Annotated in this window: 22 protein-coding genes; 20 read left to right on the top strand and 2 right to left on the bottom strand. The window is 28.3% G+C overall.

All coding sequences use genetic code 11. The annotated features are described in order from the left end of the window. The first annotated feature begins 25 nt into the window (after positions 1–25). From N3D74_04440 to N3D74_04375, 14 genes are all read left to right on the top strand, one after another. A complete protein-coding gene (locus N3D74_04440; protein MCX8095413.1) occupies positions 26–553 on the top strand; it encodes an RNA polymerase sigma factor in 528 nt (175 codons plus the stop codon). After that, a complete protein-coding gene (locus N3D74_04435; protein MCX8095412.1) occupies positions 546–737 on the top strand; it encodes a hypothetical protein in 192 nt (63 codons plus the stop codon). Before N3D74_04440 ends, N3D74_04435 begins: the two co-directional genes overlap by 8 nt. Next, a complete protein-coding gene (fabZ, locus tag N3D74_04430; protein ID MCX8095411.1) occupies positions 734–1,168 on the top strand; it encodes a 3-hydroxyacyl-ACP dehydratase FabZ in 435 nt (144 codons plus the stop codon). The genes N3D74_04435 and fabZ overlap by 4 nt, the downstream gene beginning before the upstream one ends. Then, a complete protein-coding gene (locus tag N3D74_04425; GenBank protein ID MCX8095410.1) occupies positions 1,165–2,082 on the top strand; it encodes an ACP S-malonyltransferase in 918 nt (305 codons plus the stop codon). The genes fabZ and N3D74_04425 overlap by 4 nt, the downstream gene beginning before the upstream one ends. Further along, on the top strand, positions 2,069–2,824 hold the full coding sequence (gene fabG / locus N3D74_04420) for a 3-oxoacyl-[acyl-carrier-protein] reductase (protein ID MCX8095409.1): 756 nt from the start codon (positions 2,069–2,071) through the stop codon (positions 2,822–2,824). The genes N3D74_04425 and fabG overlap by 14 nt, the downstream gene beginning before the upstream one ends. Before the next feature lie 11 nt (positions 2,825–2,835). Continuing rightward, positions 2,836–3,069, top strand: coding sequence for an acyl carrier protein (locus N3D74_04415; GenBank protein ID MCX8095408.1), 234 nt, complete (start codon positions 2,836–2,838; stop codon positions 3,067–3,069). A gap of 5 nt (positions 3,070–3,074) precedes the next feature. Next, positions 3,075–4,319 carry a beta-ketoacyl-ACP synthase II gene (gene fabF, locus N3D74_04410; GenBank protein ID MCX8095407.1) on the top strand — a complete coding sequence of 415 codons (1,245 nt, stop codon included), beginning with the start codon at positions 3,075–3,077 and terminating at the stop codon, positions 4,317–4,319. 61 nt (positions 4,320–4,380) lie between these two features. Further along, entirely contained in the window at positions 4,381–5,172 is a 792-nt protein-coding gene (locus tag N3D74_04405; GenBank protein MCX8095406.1) for an SDR family oxidoreductase, read from the top strand. Between the two features lie 104 nt (positions 5,173–5,276). After that, the gene (gene rplM / locus N3D74_04400; GenBank protein MCX8095405.1) at positions 5,277–5,717 is read left to right on the top strand and encodes a 50S ribosomal protein L13; all 441 of its coding nucleotides are present in this window, start codon (positions 5,277–5,279) and stop codon (positions 5,715–5,717) included. Then, positions 5,714–6,097 (top strand): 30S ribosomal protein S9, encoded by a 384-nt coding sequence (gene rpsI / locus N3D74_04395; GenBank protein MCX8095404.1) that lies wholly within the window; start codon positions 5,714–5,716, stop codon positions 6,095–6,097. The genes rplM and rpsI overlap by 4 nt, the downstream gene beginning before the upstream one ends. Before the next feature lie 30 nt (positions 6,098–6,127). Beyond that, positions 6,128–6,931: a septum site-determining protein MinD gene (minD, locus tag N3D74_04390; GenBank protein MCX8095403.1), complete on the top strand. Its 804-nt coding sequence runs from the start codon at positions 6,128–6,130 to the stop codon at positions 6,929–6,931. Beyond that, positions 6,928–7,161: a cell division topological specificity factor MinE gene (gene minE, locus N3D74_04385; GenBank protein ID MCX8095402.1), complete on the top strand. Its 234-nt coding sequence runs from the start codon at positions 6,928–6,930 to the stop codon at positions 7,159–7,161. The genes minD and minE overlap by 4 nt, the downstream gene beginning before the upstream one ends. A gap of 30 nt (positions 7,162–7,191) precedes the next feature. Continuing rightward, positions 7,192–8,022 carry a copper amine oxidase N-terminal domain-containing protein gene (locus N3D74_04380; protein ID MCX8095401.1) on the top strand — a complete coding sequence of 277 codons (831 nt, stop codon included), beginning with the start codon at positions 7,192–7,194 and terminating at the stop codon, positions 8,020–8,022. Further along, positions 8,012–9,085 carry a clostripain-related cysteine peptidase gene (locus N3D74_04375; protein MCX8095400.1) on the top strand — a complete coding sequence of 358 codons (1,074 nt, stop codon included), beginning with the start codon at positions 8,012–8,014 and terminating at the stop codon, positions 9,083–9,085. The genes N3D74_04380 and N3D74_04375 overlap by 11 nt, the downstream gene beginning before the upstream one ends. Here the strand turns inward: N3D74_04375 and N3D74_04370 are convergent. Beyond that, positions 9,079–10,158: a HAMP domain-containing histidine kinase gene (locus N3D74_04370; protein MCX8095399.1), complete on the bottom strand. Its 1,080-nt coding sequence runs from the start codon at positions 10,156–10,158 to the stop codon at positions 9,079–9,081. The two genes, N3D74_04375 and N3D74_04370, sit on opposite strands and share 7 nt — an antisense overlap. Continuing rightward, on the bottom strand, positions 10,158–10,823 hold the full coding sequence (locus N3D74_04365) for a response regulator transcription factor (protein MCX8095398.1): 666 nt from the start codon (positions 10,821–10,823) through the stop codon (positions 10,158–10,160). Before N3D74_04365 ends, N3D74_04370 begins: the two co-directional genes overlap by 1 nt. 161 nt (positions 10,824–10,984) lie before the next feature. Here N3D74_04365 and N3D74_04360 point away from each other — a divergent pair, with 161 nt between their 5' ends. The 6 genes from N3D74_04360 to N3D74_04335 form a co-directional block, all read left to right on the top strand. Next, on the top strand, positions 10,985–14,557 hold the full coding sequence (locus N3D74_04360; GenBank protein ID MCX8095397.1) for a 5'-nucleotidase C-terminal domain-containing protein: 3,573 nt from the start codon (positions 10,985–10,987) through the stop codon (positions 14,555–14,557). A gap of 101 nt (positions 14,558–14,658) precedes the next feature. Next, positions 14,659–15,570: a cation diffusion facilitator family transporter gene (locus tag N3D74_04355; protein MCX8095396.1), complete on the top strand. Its 912-nt coding sequence runs from the start codon at positions 14,659–14,661 to the stop codon at positions 15,568–15,570. A 121-nt stretch (positions 15,571–15,691) separates the two neighbouring features. Next, the gene (gene rpsL, locus N3D74_04350; GenBank protein MCX8095395.1) at positions 15,692–16,078 is read left to right on the top strand and encodes a 30S ribosomal protein S12; all 387 of its coding nucleotides are present in this window, start codon (positions 15,692–15,694) and stop codon (positions 16,076–16,078) included. Then, positions 16,078–16,548 carry a 30S ribosomal protein S7 gene (gene rpsG / locus N3D74_04345; protein MCX8095394.1) on the top strand — a complete coding sequence of 157 codons (471 nt, stop codon included), beginning with the start codon at positions 16,078–16,080 and terminating at the stop codon, positions 16,546–16,548. Before rpsL ends, rpsG begins: the two co-directional genes overlap by 1 nt. Beyond that, positions 16,548–18,635 (top strand): elongation factor G, encoded by a 2,088-nt coding sequence (fusA, locus tag N3D74_04340; GenBank protein ID MCX8095393.1) that lies wholly within the window; start codon positions 16,548–16,550, stop codon positions 18,633–18,635. Before rpsG ends, fusA begins: the two co-directional genes overlap by 1 nt. Before the next feature lie 15 nt (positions 18,636–18,650). After that, positions 18,651–18,903 (top strand): GTP-binding protein (locus N3D74_04335; GenBank protein MCX8095392.1); only part of this gene is annotated, 253 nt, incomplete at its 3' end.

Below are 18,903 nucleotides of genomic sequence, written 5' to 3'. Positions count from 1 at the left end.
TAAATAGTTTTAAGGGTCATATAAAGTGATAGATAAAGAACTTGTTAGAAGAGTTAAAAAAGGTGAAATTAGTGCTTTTGCAGAATTGGTAGAGAAATATGAAAGTGAAATTTTTACTTATTGTTTATTTATTTTAAAAGATAGGGAGGATGCAAAAGATTTGACTCAAGAGACATTTTTGAAGGCTTTTATAAATATTAATACTCTTAAAAAGGATGATGATTTTAAATTTTGGCTCTTAAGAATAGCAAGAAATTCATGCTTCAAAAAATTGAGGAAAAGAAAAATTGAAAAAAATTTAAACTTTTATGAAGAAGAGAAAGAAATAAAAATTGATGAAGAAATTATAAAGGATGAAAAAAAGGAAAAACTTTTAATTGCAATAAATAAACTTGATAAAAAGGATAGAGAAATTTTAACTTTGAGAGATATTGAAGGGTATTCATATGAAGAGATTTCAAAAATTTTAAAAATATCATTAAACCTTACAAAAGTTAGAATTCATAGAGCAAGGAAAAATCTTAAAAAGATATTAGGAGAGAGTTATGAATGATTATGACGCAATAAGAAAAGAACTTCTCTCTTTAAAAGAAACAAATGTTCACCTTTCACCAGAAATTGTTTCAAGACTCATAAAAGAAAAGGTTAAAAACAAAAAGACAAAAAAAATTCTTATCACAATTCTTGCTCTTTCTTTGACGATTTTTTTAATTTTTATTTTTAGGAGGAAAAGTTGAAATTAGATGAAATTAAAAAATATTTACCTCATAGAGAGCCATTTCTTTTTGTTGATGAAATAATTGAGTTAGAAAAAGGCAAGAAAATTTTAGGACAATACAAAGTTAAAGAGGATTCTTTCTGGATTAATGCACATTTTGAGAATTTTCCAATTATGCCAGGAGTTCTAATTTTAGAAGCACTTGCTCAAGTATCACTTTTAATTTTTAAAGATTTAATAGAAGGAAAAATTCCAATATTTGTAAAAATTGAAAATTTTACTTTTAAAAAACCAGTTTTTCCAGGTGATATTCTTTTTCTTGAATCTTTTGTTGTTTCTGAAAAGATGGGGTTTGTTAAATTTGATGTTAAATGTACAAAGGATAAAGAAATAGTTTGTGAGGGTAAAATAATTGCAACTTTAAAAAGAAAGGAGGAGATTAAGAAATGAGAAGTTTTATTTTTCCAGGTCAAGGTTCTCAATATAAAGGAATGGGAGTTCTACTTTTAGAAAAATTTCCAAAATGTGAAGAGTATATTAGAATAGGAGAAGAGATTTTAAACATTGATTTAAGATATCTTCTATTTGAGGCAGATGATGATGTATTAAAAGATACTGAGAATGCTCAAATTTCAATTCTTCTCACAAGTTATATATATTTTAAATTTTTAGAAAAAAAAGGAATTATTCCTTATTATGTTTGTGGACACTCTCTTGGAGAATATTCTGCACTTCTTGTGAGTGAAGTTTTAGAATTTAAAGATGCCCTTCTTTTGGTTAGAGAAAGAGCAAAAGTTATGAAAAAGTTTATTGGTGAAATTAGAGGAGTTCAATTGGCAGTTATGAATTTAAATCTTAATGAATTAGAAAAATTAATTGAATTATTTCAAGAAAATGGAGTTATTCAAATTGCAGGATATAATTCAAAAACACAAATTGTAGTTTCTTTAGAAGAGAGTTTAATCGAAGAATTTAAAAAAGAGGTAGAAAAATTAAGAGGTAAAATTTTACCATTAAAAACCTCTCTTCCATTTCACTCTCCTCTTATGAAAAAAGCAGAAGATGAGTTTAGACAAATTTTGGATAAAGTAACCTTTAACTCTCCAAAATATCTTTATATTTCAAGTGTTGTTAATGAAGTTATTCAAAATGGTGAAGAAATTAAAAATGTATTAATGAATCAAATAACAAAACCTGTTAGATGGATTCAAACAGTTGAAAAACTCATCTCCTTTGGGGTAAATGAATTTTATGAAGTTGGTCCAAATAAGATTTTAACAAATCTTATATCAAAAGATTATTCAAATTTAAGAGTTTTAAATTCAGAATCAATTATTAAAGAAGACAAATATGAAAGAGTTTAAAAATGCTATCGTAACAGGTGGAACAAGAGGCATAGGTAAAGCAATTATATATGAACTTGCAAAGCAAAAATACAATATAGGATTAAATTTTTTAAAGAACATAGAGCTTGCTCAAAAAATTAAAAAGGATCTTGAAGAAAATTTTGGAATAAAAGTTATTTTGCTCAAAGGGGATGTTTCAAAAGAGAAGGAAGTTAAAAATATAGTTAACTTATTTATAAAAGAGTTTAATAATATAGATCTTTTGGTTAATAATGCAGGTATAACAAAAGATAACCTTATTTTAAGAATGACATTTGAAGATTTTATGAAAGTTTTAGAAACAAATCTTGTTGGTGCGTTTTTAATGACAAAAGAAGTTTTACCATTTATGATTAAAGAAAAGAAAGGTTCTATTATAAATATTTCTTCAATTGTGGGAATTTTCGGAAATAAAGGACAAACTAATTATTCTTCATCAAAAGGAGGGTTAATATCATTTACAAAATCAGTTGCAAAAGAAGTTGCTTCAAGAAATATAAGAGTTAATGCAATTGCACCAGGATATATTGAAACTGAGATGACAGAAATTTTAAATGAAGAGACAAAAGAGAAGATTTTAAGTATGATTCCATTAAAAAGGTATGGTAAACCTGAAGAAGTTGCTAAACTTGTAACATTTCTTGCATCAGATGACTCTTCTTATATAACAGGTCAAGTTTTTATAGTTGACGGAGGGCTATCCCTCGGATTTCAAATTTAAAGGAGGAGTTTATGACAAGAGAAGAGGTTTTTGAAAAATTTAAAAAAGTGTTTTTTGAAAAAACTGGAATTGATGAGTTTAAAGAGGAAGACAAATTTATTGATGATTTAGGTCTTGATTCATTAGGGGTGATGGATTTAATTACTGGACTTGAAGAGGAATTTGGAATTTCGGTTCCTGATTCAGATATTCCTAAAATTAAAGATGTAAAATCTGCTATAGATTATCTTTTGTCCAAAACATAATAGTTATGAGGAGAGTTGTTGTTACAGGGATGGGGGTAATATCTCCAATTGGAAAAACATTAGAGGAGTTTAAAAATAATTTGTTTTCAGGAAAATCTGGGGTTTCAAAAATAACTCTTTTTAATCCAGAAGGTTTTGATGTTCAAATTGCAGCAGAGGTAAAAGATTTTGATTTAAGAAACTACGAAAAAGATATAAAACCTATTGAATTAAAAAGAATAGATAGATTTTCTCAATTTGCAATTGCTGCATCTTATCTTGCACTTGAAGATTCAGGACTTGAATTATCAAAAATTGATCCATATAGAGTTGGAGTAATAATTGCTTCAGGAATTGGAGGCATTATTAGTTTAGAAGAAGGTATCAAGAATTTAATAACTAAAGGACCAAATCTTGTATCTCCATATCTTGCAGCAATGATGATTCCAAATATGGCAACAGGGTGGGTTTCAATGAAATTAAAAATAACAGGTTATAATTCTTGTCCAACAACAGCATGTTCAGCTGGTGCTACAGCAATTGGTGAGGCGTATGAAGCAATTAAAAGAGGAGATTCAGATATAATTTTTGCAGGTGGCACAGAAGCATCTATCTGTCCAATAGGAATTGCAAGTTTTTCACAAGCAAAAGCACTCTCAACAAGTAATGAAATTCCAGAAAAAGCATCACGACCTTTTGATAAATTGAGAAATGGTTTTGTAATGGGAGAAGGAGCAGGAGTTCTTGTTCTTGAGGATTTAGAACACGCAAAGAAAAGGGGAGCAAAAATATATGCAGAAGTAATTTCTTATGGACAAACTTCAGATGCATATCACATTACTGCACCTGAACCAACTGGAATTCCAAGAGCAAAAGCAATTGAAATTGCTTTAAATAAAGGCAATGTTCCGAAAGATGAGATTGACTATATAAATGCACATGGAACTTCAACACCTCTAAACGATAAGGTTGAATCTGATACAATAAAACAGGTTTTTGGAGAAAGAGCATACAAAATACCTATCTCATCTACAAAATCTATGACAGGACACCTTCTAGGTGCTGCTGGTGCAGTTGAGGCAATAGCAACTATATTATGTATAAAAGAAAATTTTGTACACCCAACAATAAATCAAGAAGTAAAAGATCCTGACTGTGATCTTGATTATGTTCCAAACATTGGAAGAGAATATAAAATTAAATATGCTCTTTCAAATTCATTTGGTTTTGGTGGTGTAAATACTGCTTTAATATTTAAAAAGTTCATTTAATTATTTAAATTTTAGGGGGGTTATAAAATTTTCATTTTTTATTTTCAATTGGAGGAACCTTATGAAAGAGTGGGCTTTAATTCTTGGTTCATCAAGTGGTTTTGGTGCAGCAACATCTATTGAATTGGCTAAAAAAGGTTATCATATAATTGGAGTTCACTTTGATAGAAGAGAAAATTTACCAAAAGTTGAGGAGATTATAAATAAAATAAAAAGTTTTAATGTTGAGGCTGTTTTTTTTAATTTGAATGCAGCAGATCCTAAAAATAGAGAGTTAGTTTTAAATAAAGTGGAGGAGAAGTTTAAAAATGATTTAGAGGAGAATTCAATTTATATAGTTTTGCATTCACTTGCTTTTGGAACTTTAAGAAAATTTATTGATGAAAATAAAGAAGAAGCAATTAATCAGAAACAAGTTGAAATGACTCTTGATGTTATGGCTAATCAACTCATTTATTGGGTTCAAGATATTTTTTATAGAGGACTATTTAAAAAGGGTGGTAGAATTTTTGCGCTAGTTAGTTCAGGCGATGACAGAGTTTTTCCCTATTATGGTGCAGTTTCAGGCGCAAAAGCTGCAATTGAAGCATTCATAAGGCAACTTGCTTATGAACTTGCACCTTTTAGTATAACAGCTAATGCTATTAAAGCTGGAGTTACAGATACACCTGCATTAAGAAAAATTCCTCAATACGAAAAGTTAATTGATATTGCTATTAAAAAAAATCCTTCAAAAAGATTAACTACACCTGAAGATGTTGGAAAAGCAATAGCAGTTCTTTGTGATAAAGATCTTTACTGGATGACAGGAAATGTTATAAGAGTTGATGGTGGAGAGGATATTTCTGCATAAATAAATCAAACCTTCTTTTATAAATAAAAATTTATGATATAATTTTTAAGAACTTGACAAATATTCAAGTTGTAATACAATATTGAATGTTTTAAGGAGGATATATGAAAACAACTTTTATAAAACCTAATGAAGTTAAAAGAAACTGGTGGCTTATAGACGCAAAAGATAAAACTCTTGGAAAATTATCTGTTGAAATTGCAAGACTTCTTATGGGAAAGCACAAAGTAGATTATACACCTTCAGCAGATTCTGGAGATTATGTTATTGTAATCAATGCAGATAAAGTTAAACTTTCAAGTGATAAAATGGAGACAAAAAAATATTATTTCGCTTCACTTTATCCAGGAGGTTTAAGAGAATATACATTTAATGAATTAATTAAGAAGCATCCTGATTGGCCAATTAAAGAGGCAGTCGAAGGAATGCTTCCTAAAAATAGATTAAAATATAGAATGATGAGAAGATTAAAGGTATATGCTGGTGAAGATCATCCACATAAAGCTCAAAATCCAATACTATATGAATTTAAGGAGGAAAAATGATTGGATTAATTAGTGGAAGAAGAAAAACTGCAGTTGCTAGAGTTAAAGTTAAAAATGGGAACGGTAATATAATTGTTAATGGAAAAAAATTTGAAGAATATTTTCCAATTGAATATCTTAGATTAAAAGTTCTTGAGCCTTTAAAAATCACAAATAAAGAAAATCTTTATGATTTTGAAGTAAAAGTTGAAGGTGGGGGAATTAGTTCTCAAGCAGAGGCATTAAGACATGCAATATCAAGAACACTTATTGAACTTGATCCTTCTACAAGAGGAATATTAAAATCAAAAGGATTTTTATCATTTGATAGTAGAATAAAAGAGAGAAAGAAACCAGGACTTCATTCAGCAAGAAAAAGAAGACAATATAGAAAAAGATAATTAAATAAATTTTTAAATTAAGGAGGGAAATTGGGAAAAAGCATAGTTGTTACCTCTGGTAAAGGAGGGGTTGGTAAAACTACTATTGTAGGAAACATTGGGGTTGGTTTAGCCTCACTAGGAAAAACAGTTGCTTTAATTGATGTTGATATTGGATTAAGAAATCTTGATCTTGTTCTTGGTCTTGAAAATAGAATTGTATATAACATCATGGATGTTATTGAAGGGAATTGCAAACTTTCACAAGCACTTGTTAAAGACAAAAGATTTAAAGATAATCTTGTTCTTCTTCCAGCTGCACAAACAAGACTTAAAGAAGAAGTGAAAGTTGAAGATTTGAAACTCATAGTAAATGAACTCAAGAAAAAATTTGATTATGTTATTTTAGATTCTCCAGCAGGAATTGAACATGGTTTCAGAATGTCAACTCTCTCCGCAGAAGAAGCAATAGTTGTAACTACACCTGAGATAACTTCAATTAGAGATGCAGATAGAGTAATTGGTCTACTTGAATCAATGGAAATTTTCGAGCCAAGTTTAATAATTAATAGAGTAAGAGTTGATATGGTAAAAAAAGGTGAAATGCTCCATTGGAACGATATTGAAGAAATTCTTTCAATTAAAGTTATTGGAATAATCCCAGAAGATCCATACATAACAATTTCTACAAACATTGGGGAACCAGCGGTTTTAAACGACAATTCCATTGGTGGAAAAGAATTAAGAAATATTGTAAGAAGAATTTTAGGAGAAGAAATACCACTTACAATATATCAAGAAAAGACATCATTTTTAGATAAAATCTCAGGTATATTTAAGAGAGAAAAGAGATGAGTTTATTTCGTACTAAAAAGAGTGGATTAATAGCAAAAGAGAGAATTTCTTTTGTTCTTGATTCAGATAGATTATCTTTATCACCTAAACAGATTGAAAATCTTAAAAAAGATTTTGCAAATCTTATTTTAAAATATGTAAAAATAACAGAAAATGACCTTTCTGTATCAGTAAGAAGAGAAGGAAAAAAAACAACAATAATTGCAGAATTTTTCCTGAAACAAAATTAATTTTTTACTCTCTAAATATTAGAGGTTAACATGAAAAAAATAATTTTTATTTTAATTCTAATTTTAACTTTATCCACAGCAAAATTAGCATTTTCAGAAGACAAGATAGATTTATCAATAAAAGATTTAATTTTTTCAAAAGAAATAATTTTTGAGAACGAAAAATTTGATATATTGATAAATTTATGTATCTCTGGAATAGAAAATTTAAAAAATTTTAACTCACAATTTATAGTTTCAATTTTTTGGGATAAACCATCAAGATTTACACATATTGATAGCAAAGTGATTGAAAAAATAGAAAAAGATTGTATTGATGTTAAGTTTTCTATTGATTTAAGCGCAAAAACTTTTTCTTCATCATACTTACCTCCATCAGGAGATAGAACTCTTGTGGTCCAAATTGACAGTGGACACCAGATAAAAGAAGTTAATGAAGAAAATAATATAGTTGAGAAAAAATTTCATATTTTTAAACTAACATCAAAAGTAATAAAAATATTTATAAATAATAAAATTGGTTATTTAAATGACAAAGAAATAGAATTAGAAATTCCACCGATGATTATAAAAGGAAGAACTATGGTTCCTTTAAGATTTGTCGTTGAAAGCTTTGGAGGAGAAGTTGTTTGGAATAATGATGATAAAAGTATAAAAATAAAGTTTGAAGATAAAGAAATATTAATGTGGTTAAATAATAATATTTCATATATAAATGACAAAAAATATGCCCTTGATGTTCCTCCAACTGTTATAAATGGAAGAACGATTGTTCCAATAAGATTTGTTGCAGAAGCACTAAACTCTTATGTTTTTTGGGATTCTAAAGAACAAAAGGTAACAATTATCTATGAAAAATAGAATATTTTTACTTTTTCTTATTTTATTAATATTTATAACACCAATTAAGAAAAATGAGACTAAAAACCTATTTTTAATTTATATAGCAGCGGATAATGATCTTTATAATAATGCACTTGACGATTTGAATGAATTAAAGAGTGGAGAAAAAATAAATTCAAAAATAATAGCACTCTTTGATGGCATTTATGATACTAAACTTTTGGAAATTGAAAAAAATAAAGAGGAAATTTTAAAGATTTATGAAAATTTAAATAGTGGAGATCCTCAAGTTTTATATTCTTTAATTAAATTTGGAATTTCAAAATATTATCCTGAAAACATAATTCTTATTCTCTGGGGACATGGTGATGGTAGAAATTTTAAAGGTAGCACATTTAAGGGAGTTTGTTTTGATGAAAATTCAAGTGACTATTTAACTATTCAAGAGATTAAAAGTGTTTTGGAAAATTTATATAAAAATTATAGAAGAAAAATAGATATTTTAATGTTTGATGCTTGTTTTATGCAATCAATTGAAGTTTCATATGAACTCAGAAATTTTGTTGATTATATAATTGGCTCTCAAACTTATGTTCCTCTTGATGGTTTTCCTTATGATGATATTTTCAATAATATATCAAAGATAAATGATAAAAACCTTATTCCTCAAGTTATTGCAAAAGAAATTGCTGAATCATACTTTGACTCATATAATTTTGGTTCACAAGGGAAAGAAGAGATCCAAATTTCAGTAATAAACACAAAAGAAACTGAGAAATTATTATCTTTTTTAAAAGAAAACTTAAATAAAATTAAAAATAAAGATTCATTAATTAATTTAAGAAAAAATTATTTGATTCCATTAAATAATAAATATGTTGATTTCTTCGAATTCTATAAAAATTATTTTCCTGAAATTTTACATTATAAAGATGAATTAATATTAATTGACAAAAATAGTTTTAAAATAAATTTATCTGGTGCTTCTTTTTATTTTCCTGAATTTTATCTTCCAATTAACCTTTCATTTTTTAAAGAAAGTGGTTTTGAAAATATTCTTTGGAATCTTTTTTCTTATTGAGAAATTGGTAAAGAGATAATAACTTCAGTTCCTTTATTTTTTTCACTTTTCAATTCAATTTTTCCTTTATGTGCTTCAATTAATTCTTTTGTTATTAAAAGACCTAAACCTGTTCCTTTTGTTTCATTCGTTTCTGCGTTTTTACCCCTATAAAACTTATTAAAAATTTTATTTAAATCATCTTCGTCTATTCCAATTCCTTCATCCTTTATAGAAACATAAACAAATCTTTTATCTTTAAAATTCTTAATAAAAATAGAGCCATTATCTTTTGAAAATTTAAAGGCATTATCAAGAATATTAATAAAAATTTCCTTTATTCTTTTTTTATCACCATCAATCAAAATTGAATTTATATTAATATCTATCTTTATATTCTTATCTTTATATTTATTTTTAATTATCTCCAATGCATACTCAATTTCATTTTTAATATCAATTTTTTCAAAATTCAGTTTAAAATTTATAGATTCAATAAAAGAATAGTTCCTTAAGTCATCAATCATTTTAGATAATCTATCAACCTCTTCCTTGATTGTTTTAATTACTTTTGGAATTTCTTGTTCTGGTATTATTCTGTCTTCTATTGCCTCAATAAAACCAGCAATTCCTGTTAAAGGAGTTGATATTTCATGAGTTACTTTTGATACAAGATCTTTTCTTATCTCTTCAAGGTTTTTTAATTTCTTTACCATTAAATTAAAATCATCTACTAACTCTCCTATTTCATCATCACTCTCTTTTTTAACATAAAAATCAAAATCTCCTTTTGCAACTCTCTTTACACCCTCTTTAAGATCAATAATTGGTTTCTCAATGTATCTTGAAAAAACATAAGAGAGAACAACTGAAATACCAATAGAAATTAAACCACCAAATATAAGTGAATTTCTTATTCTATTTAAAAATTCTAATCTCATTGGACCTCTTTCATTTGGTAATGGAGGTCCATGTCTTCTTAATGCTTCGTCAAATTGCTGAGGTATTTGATAATTGAGAAAGAAAATTATAAAGATTAAAACAATTAAAACTATTATAATTGATAATATAATTATCTTCCATCTAATTTTCATTATTCCACCATTTTATAACCTATTCCTCTAATTGTTTCAATGTATTTAGGTTTTTTTGGATCATCATTTAATTTTTTTCTTAAATTTGTAATATGAACATCTATGCTTCTATCAATAACTGGCTCACCATAAAATCCATGTACGGAATCAAGAATATCATCTCTTGAAAGAACTTTACCTTTATTTTTATATAGTGTCATAAAAATTTTAAATTCTAAAGATGAAAGTTTGACCTCTTCTTTGTTTTTAAATAATTTAAATTTTTCAGGATAAATTTCTAAATCTTTAAATTTTATAAAATCAGCATCACCATATCTTTTTAAAACTGCCTTCACTCTCAATACAAGCTCTTTAAAACTGAAAGGTTTTGTAATATAATCATCTGCTCCTTTGATGAAACCAATAACTCTATCGTCTTCCTCTCCCTTGGCAGTAATTATTATTATTGGTATATCTTTTTCCTTTTTTATATCCCCTAATACTTTAAGACCAGAAAAATCTGGAAGCATAAGGTCAAGTATTATAAGATTTGGATTCTCTTCATAAAATTTTTCTATTCCATTATTCGCATTATATGAATAAATTATCTCATATCCTTCTTTTTCAAGATATAATTTTATAAGTTTTGAAATCTCTTTATCATCCTCAATTATAAGAATCTTCATAACTAAATTTATAATAATAAATTATTAAGGAATTGTTAAGAAATATAAATTTATTTTTAAAATTTAATTAACAAATAATTGAGGTATAATTATATTGCTATTTAAGGAAAAGGAGGTGATAAATTAAAAATTTTAAATCTAAATCTTTAGGAGGTTAGGTTATGGGTAAATTTTCAAAAATTTTATTAACTTTAATTTTAGTTTTTTCGTTAATCTTTGGGTTATTAAACATTTCTTATTCTAAAGTAAACCAAAATCAAACAAAAATTACAGTTCTTGCAACATCTGATGAGCATGGAAATGTATACCCAATTGATTATTACACTCTGAAATCAGCAAATAGAGGACTTGCAAAAGTTTACACTCTTATAAAACAAGTTAAAAAAGAAAACCCAAATGTTGTTTTAATTAGTAATGGCGATAATATTCAAGGTACACCTCTTACATATTATTTCACAAAAATAGAAAAAGAGAAAACTCATCCAATGATGCTTGTTATGAATTATATGGGTTATGATGCAATGGTTATAGGTAATCATGAGATTCAAGATTATGGTTATGATTGGCTTGTTAAAGTTCAAAAAGACGCTAACTTTCCATTTTTATCTGCAAATATGATTAATGAGGCAACTGGAGAAAATCCTCTTAAACCATACATTATTAAAGAAGTTAATGGAATAAAAATTGGAATAATCGGAGTTACAACTCAAGAAACAAACACTGTAACTCCATCATATAATTTAAAGGGTCATAAATTTACAGATGCAGTTGAAGCAGTAGGAAAATATGTAAAACTTTTAAGACCACAAGTTGATGTTTTAATTGTATCTGCACATATGGGTTTCGAATTTGGTAATGATACAAAGAATTTCAAATATCTTGAACCTTTAAGAGAAGGAAATGTTGCAGATGCAATTGTTCAGAAATATCCTGAAATAGATATATTAATTACTGGTCATGATCATTATAATATCGCACCATTTTTAAGAAATGGTGTTTTATGTGTACAACCAAGTAATTGGGGTCAAGCATTAGCAAAACTTGATATAACTTTAGAAAAATCTGGGGATAAATGGAAAATTGTTAAAAAAGAAGGCGTCAATTTAGTTGTAGATGATAAAGTTGAAGCAGCACAAGAAATATTAGATCTTGTAAAGGATTATCACGATAAGACTGTTAAATATGTTGACTCCCCAATTGGAGAAGCAGTTGAAACAATTGATGGTACAAATTGTAGGTTAATGGATAATGCTATGTTAGATTTGATACATAAAGTTCAACTTGAGATAACAGGAGCAGATATTTCTATAGCAGCAATGCTTCCAACTGTACCTCCAGTGTGGCAAAAAGGCGCAATCAAAGTTAGAGATGTCTATTCGCTTTATATTTATGAAAATACTCTTTGGGTAAAAGAGGTAACAGGAAAAGATATAAAAGAAGCACTAGAATGGTCATATAGATATTACAATACATACGATTTTGGTTTAACAGATACTCCACTTGTTAATCCAAACATAAGGGGATATAACTTTGATACAGTCCAAGGAATAGAATATGAAGTTGATATTACAAAGCCCATTGGTCAAAGAGTTATAAAGATGACTTATAAGGGAAAACCTGTTTCAATGACACAGAAATTTAAACTTGCTGTAAATAATTATAGAGGAAATGGTGGTGGCGGTTATACAATGCTTGCAAATGCACCACTTTTATGGAAGTCTGATGAAGAAATTAGAAATTTAATTATTGAATATATACAAAAGAAAAAATTAATTTATCCAGAAGTTGATAACAACTGGAAAATGTATCCAAGTGCAGCTTATCTTCTTGATTCTAGAAAAAATATTTTTGATACATTTTTTAGAAATGTAAAAATTGATACTTATCCATATAAAGTTTATGATATTGATCCATCTATGACTTTAACAAAGAATCACTTCTTATATTTATTAAGTAAATCAACAGAATTCACATTAAATGAACTTAAAGTTGATTATGGAATTTTAACAGGATATGGAACATTTTTCCCTGGACTTCCAATAACAAAAGAGGAAGCTATTCTTATGACTGTATACACTATTGGAGGTCTAAAGGATGCTCAAAAAGTAGATAGTTCTATTCTTAATAAATTCGAAGATAGTGCTTTGATTTCATCATGGGCTAGAAATACTTTTGCATGGGCAATTCTAAAAGGTATAGTTAAACCGAAAGATAACAAACTTGAACCAAATAAAAAATTAACACTTGGAGAAGCTCTCGAATTAATTGTTAATGCAAGATTTCCAGTTATTACAATTCTTCACACAAATGATTTCCATGGTTATTTAAGCGGAACAGATGCTAAAAATGGTGGTCTTGCAAGAATTTATACTATTGTCAAAGAAGAAAAAGCAAAAAATCCAAATACGATCTTAATAGATGCTGGAGATCACCTTCAAGGTGCAAATATAGCAAACTTCTTTAAAGGTCAAAATGTTGTTGAAATTTATAATGCAATGGGATATAACTACGCAACTTTTGGAAATCATGAATTTGATTGGGGGAAAGAGTTAACACTTCAAAGAATAAAAGAAGCAAAATATACTTACCTTTGTGCAAATTTAATTGATACTTCAACAGGAAAAACATTTGCACCTAAAGCATATGATACACTTGAATTTTCAACTTTAAAATTAGGATTCTTTGGATTAGAAACAAAAGAATTGCCAATTCTAGTTAATCCAAAAGGAATAGAGGGATTAAAAATACTTGATCCAATTGATACATCAAAAACTACAGTTGAAACTCTTAAAAAAGAAGAAGTTGATTTTGTTATAGCAATTTCACACTTAGGATATAATGATGGAGCAGGAGATGATGACAAAACTCTTGCTTCTAATGTTTCTGGAATTAATTTAATTATAGGTGGTCATACTCATACTGTTTTAAAACAAGCAGATTTAGTAAATGGAGTTTACATTGTACAGACAGGAGAAAAAGGATTGAATTTAGGAAGAATTTATCTTGACTTTGAAAATACATATTCTGGTTCAAAATTAAAGAACTTTAGATATACATTAATCCCAATTACAGATTCAATAAAAGAGGACGATACTATTAAATCACTTATTACACCATATGAAGAAAAATTGAAAAAAGAAATGGAAGTAGTGATTGGTGAAACTTTAGTTGACCTTGATGGAGAGAGAGCAAATGTGAGAAGTAAAGAGACAAATTTAGGAAACTTAATTGCGGATATGATGAGAGAGTTGGCAAATTCAGATATTGCAATAACAAATGGTGGAGGAATAAGAGCGAGTATTAAAAAGGGATCAATTAAAATTGGAGATGTTTATAATGTTCTTCCTTTTGATAATCTTATAGTAAAAATTGAACTTACTGGAAAAGATATACTTGCTGCACTTGAAAATGGTTTCTCGCAGATTGAAGCAGGGGCTGGTAGATTTCCTCAAGTTTCAGGTTTAGTAGTTAAGGTTAACAAAAAGAAGCCACCAATGAGTAGAGTTGTTGAAGTTTTAATTAAAGGAAAACCAATTGAACTAGATAAGGTATATACTGTTGCAACAAATGATTTTATGGCTGCAGGTGGAGATGGATATACCTCCTTTAAAAATTCAAAATCCTTAGTTTGGGTTACTGGAAATTGGATGAGGGATGATTTTGTTGAATATATTAAGAAACGCACACCTCTTAATCCTCAAGTTGAAGGAAGAATAGTATATGTAGAAGATTAAACAAGATTAGTTAAAAAGAATTTTTTTAAGAGGCAGGGTGTTATTATCCCTGCCTCTTATTAATTTGACACAAATCTTTTTTGGAATAAAATATTGAAATAATGAAAGAGAAGATAATAAATTTTGTAATTAAATTTTTTAAACTCGATAAAGGAGATCAGTTCAAAAATTTTGGAATTTTTGAAGGAACCATTTCTTCAATTTTTAATTTAATAATTTTTTTAGTTAAATTTTATTTAAGCATTTTATTAAATTCAATTTCACTTAGAGCTGATGCTTTTCATACACTTTCAGATATTTTAACTTCGATTATGGTTATAATAGGATTTTACCTTTCATCAAAAAAACCAGATAAAAGACACCCATTTGGTCATGGTAGAATTGAAAAAATTATCGCAATTTTTATGTCAATTCTTCTTATTTATGTTGGTTTTGAATTTTTTATAAACTCTTACCATAGATTTAAGAATCCAATAAAAATTGATGTAAATATATTAATTATTTTTATATTAATAATTACAATCTTAATTAAAGAATTTTTAACTTTTATTTCAAATGAACTAGGTAAGAAAATTAATTCTTCTTCTCTAAAAGCAGATGCATGGCATCATAGAAGTGATTCAATTGCAACTCTTTTTATAATTATTGGCTTTATTACTTTTAAATATGGTTTGTTCATTCTTGATGGAATTTTTGGAATGGGAGTTTCAGCTTTAATTATTTATACTGGAATTTCTATTTTGTTTGAGTCAAGTAGTTTTTTAATAGGAGAAGAACCATCTCAAAACATTATTAAAAAAATTAAAGATATATCAAATAAATTTGATTTCATTGAGGATGTTCATCATATTCATATTCATGATTATGGAAATCAAATTGAAATTACATTTCATGTGAAACTTAGAGGTGATAGAACTTTAAATGAAGTTCATGAAAAAATAAGTATTGTAGAAAAAGCAATAGAAAAAGAGATTAAAAATTCAAATGTTACAATTCACGCAGAACCAATTTAATCTATTGACAAAGTTGTAATATAATGTATAATTTTAATTTGCTCTATTTTGAATAGAGTTTTTTGAAATTTTTAAGGCTAATTTTAGCCAAAAATTTTTTTAGAAGATATGAGGAGGTTTTATGCCAACAATTAACCAATTAATAAGAAAACCTAGAGAAAAAGTTATAAGTAAGTCTCGTTCAAAGGATTTAGAAGGAAATCCATTTAAAAGAGGCGTTTGTATAAAAGTTTATACAACCACTCCTAAAAAACCTAACTCTGCATTAAGAAAAGTTGCAAAGGTGAGACTCTCAAATGGAAGAGAAGTTATTGCATATATTCCTGGAATAGGACATAATCTTCAAGAGCACTCAGTTGTTCTTGTAAGAGGAGGAAGAGTTAAAGATCTTCCAGGTGTTAGATACCATATTGTTAGAGGAGTTTATGATTGTGCAGGAGTTGAGGGAAGAAAACAAGGAAGATCAAAATATGGTGCTAAAAGACCTAAAAAGGTAGGAGGTGAATAGTGCCTAGAAAAGGTCCTGTTAAACCAAGAGAAATTGAGCCAGATTTAGTGTATGGAAGTGTTTTGGTTCATAAATTAATAAATAAAGTTATGAGTGGTGGAAAAAAAGAGAAGGCAAGAAAGATTGTCTATTCTGCTTTAAAAATTGTCGAAGAGAAAACAGGTAAAAGAGGAGATATTGCTTTACAAGAGGTTTTAGATAAAGCAAGGCCACTTGTGGAGTTAAAACCAAGAAGAGTTGGTGGAGCAACATATCAAATTCCAGTTGAAGTTGAACCTCAAAGAGGAATAAAAATTGCTCTAAAATGGTTAGTTAAATTTGCAAGAGATAGAGGAGAGAAAACAATGATTGAAAGGTTAGCAAAAGAGATGCTTGATATTCTTTCAGATCAAGGTGCAACAATGAAGAAAAGAGAAGAGACTCACAAGATGGCTGAGGCAAACAGAGCATTTGCTCATTTCAGGTGGTAATGGAGTTTTATAGATACGAAATCAAAAAAATAAGAAATATTGGATTTATAGCACATATTGATGCTGGTAAAACTACCACAACAGAAAGAGTATTATATTATACTGGGAAAACTCATAGATTAGGAAATGTTGATGAAGGTACAGCAACAATGGACTATATGATTCAAGAAAAAGAAAGAGGAATAACAATAACATCAGCAGTCACAACTTGTTTCTGGAGAGATTCTATTATTAACATTATAGACACACCAGGTCATGTGGACTTCACAGCTGAAGTTGAAAGATCCTTAAGAGTTTTGGATGGAGTAATAGTTATCCTTGAAGGAGTTAGTGGAGTTCAACCTCAAACAGAAACTGTATGGAGACAAGCATCAAAATATAAAGTCCCAAGAATAATTTTTGTAAATAAGATGGATAGAACAGGAGCAAATTATCATAAAGTTATAGAAACAATAAAAGAAAAATTAAATGTTAACCCACTTTTGGTTCAACTTCCCATTGGTCAAGAAGAAAAATTTTCAGGAGTTATTGATTTAATTGAACTTAAAAAATATATTTGGTCAAATGAAGGCACTGGTGAAGAATATGAAACTGTTCCTTGTGAAATTGACTCAGAAATAGAGAAATTAAGAAATGAACTAATTGAAAGGGTTTGCGAATCTGATGACAAACTATTAGAAAAATATATAAATGGTGAAGAGATTACTCATGATGAAATAAAGAGAGCCATAAGATATGGAACAATTAAAGGGTATTTCTATCCTTTGCTTTTTGGAAGTTCTCTTAAAAATAAAGGAATACAACCTCTTCTAGATGCTATAGTTGATTATTTACCATCTCCACTCGATATTCCACCTATAAAAGGAATAAATCCTGAAAATGGAAAAGAAGAATTAAGGAACCACTCAATTGATGATCCATTAACAGCACTTGTTTTTAAAGTTCAAAATGATCCTTATATTGGTCAACTTCATTATATAAGAGTTTATTCTGGTGTTATTTCATCAGGTTCATATGTTTATAACCCTAATTTGAAAAGAAAAGAGAGAGTCTCAAGAATTTTAAGATTACATGCAAACAAAAGAGAGGATATAAAAGAGTTAAAGGCAGGAGAACTTGGAGGTATTGTTGGTTTAAAAGATAGTGTAACAGGAGATACAATATGTGATGAGAAATATCCAATTGTTTTAGAAAAAATTGAATTTCCAGAACCTGTTATTTCAATTGCAATTGAACCAAAATCTGAATCAGAACAAGATAAACTATCTCTTGCTTTAAGAAAATTCGCTCTTGAAGATCCAACTTTTAAGGTAAGATATGATGAAGAAACAGGTCAAACTATTGTTTCTGGAATGGGTGAACTTCATCTTGAAATAATAGTTGATAGATTAACAAGAGAATTTGGTGTTGAAGCAAAAATCGGAAAACCTGAAGTTAATTATAGAGAGACTATTACAAAAGAAGTTATTGAAGAAGGAAAATATATAAGACAAAGCGGTGGAAAGGGCTTGTATGGACATGTTGTGTTAAAAATATTTCCAGTGAAAGATCAGAAATTTGTGTTTGTTAACAAAATAAGAGGTGGTGTAATTCCAGATGAATTTATACCTGCAGTTGAAGATGGAGTAAGAGGTTCCCTTGAGACTGGAATAGTTCTTGGATATCCAGCAATTAACATTGGTGTTGAATTAATTGATGGTTCATACCACCCTGTTGATTCATCTGAGATTGCATATAGAATTGCTGCATCAAAAGCATTTAAAGAAGGAGCAAGAAAAGCCGGTCCAATTCTACTTGAACCAATAATGGAGGTTGAAATCATCACTCCAGAAAATTATCTCGGAGATATTATTCAAGGCATATCATTAAGAAGAGGAAAAATAAACAACATTTTGAGTGAAGGAAACTTAAGAATAATTGAAGCATTAATTCCTTTAGCAGAACTTTTTGGGTATGCAACAGAACTTCGTTCATTAAGTCAGGGAAGAGCAAGTTATACTATGCAATTTAGCAAATATGAAGTGGTTCCTCAACCCGTATACGAAAAAATAATTAAAAGGGTTAGAGGAATTGAGAATGTATTTTAAGGAGGTAGAACGAATATGGCAAAAGAGAAATTTGAAAGAACTAAACCTCATGTGAATGTAGGAACCATTGGTCACATTGACCATGGTAAAACAACATTAACCTCTGCAATAACAAAGGTTTTAGCAACTTTAGGAAGAACACAATTTAGAGACTTCTGGTCAATTGATAATGCTCCAGAAGAAAAAGCAAGAGGTATTACAATAAACATTTCACATGTTGAGTATGAAACTGAAAAGAGGCATTACGCTCATATAGATTGTCCAGGTC

This window comes from Caldisericia bacterium (assembly GCA_026414995.1).
Classification (GTDB): domain Bacteria; phylum Caldisericota; class Caldisericia; order B22-G15; family B22-G15; genus JAAYUH01.
The sequence above is the reverse complement of the archived record's forward strand: the minus strand, read 5'-3'. Positions and strand labels throughout refer to the sequence as shown.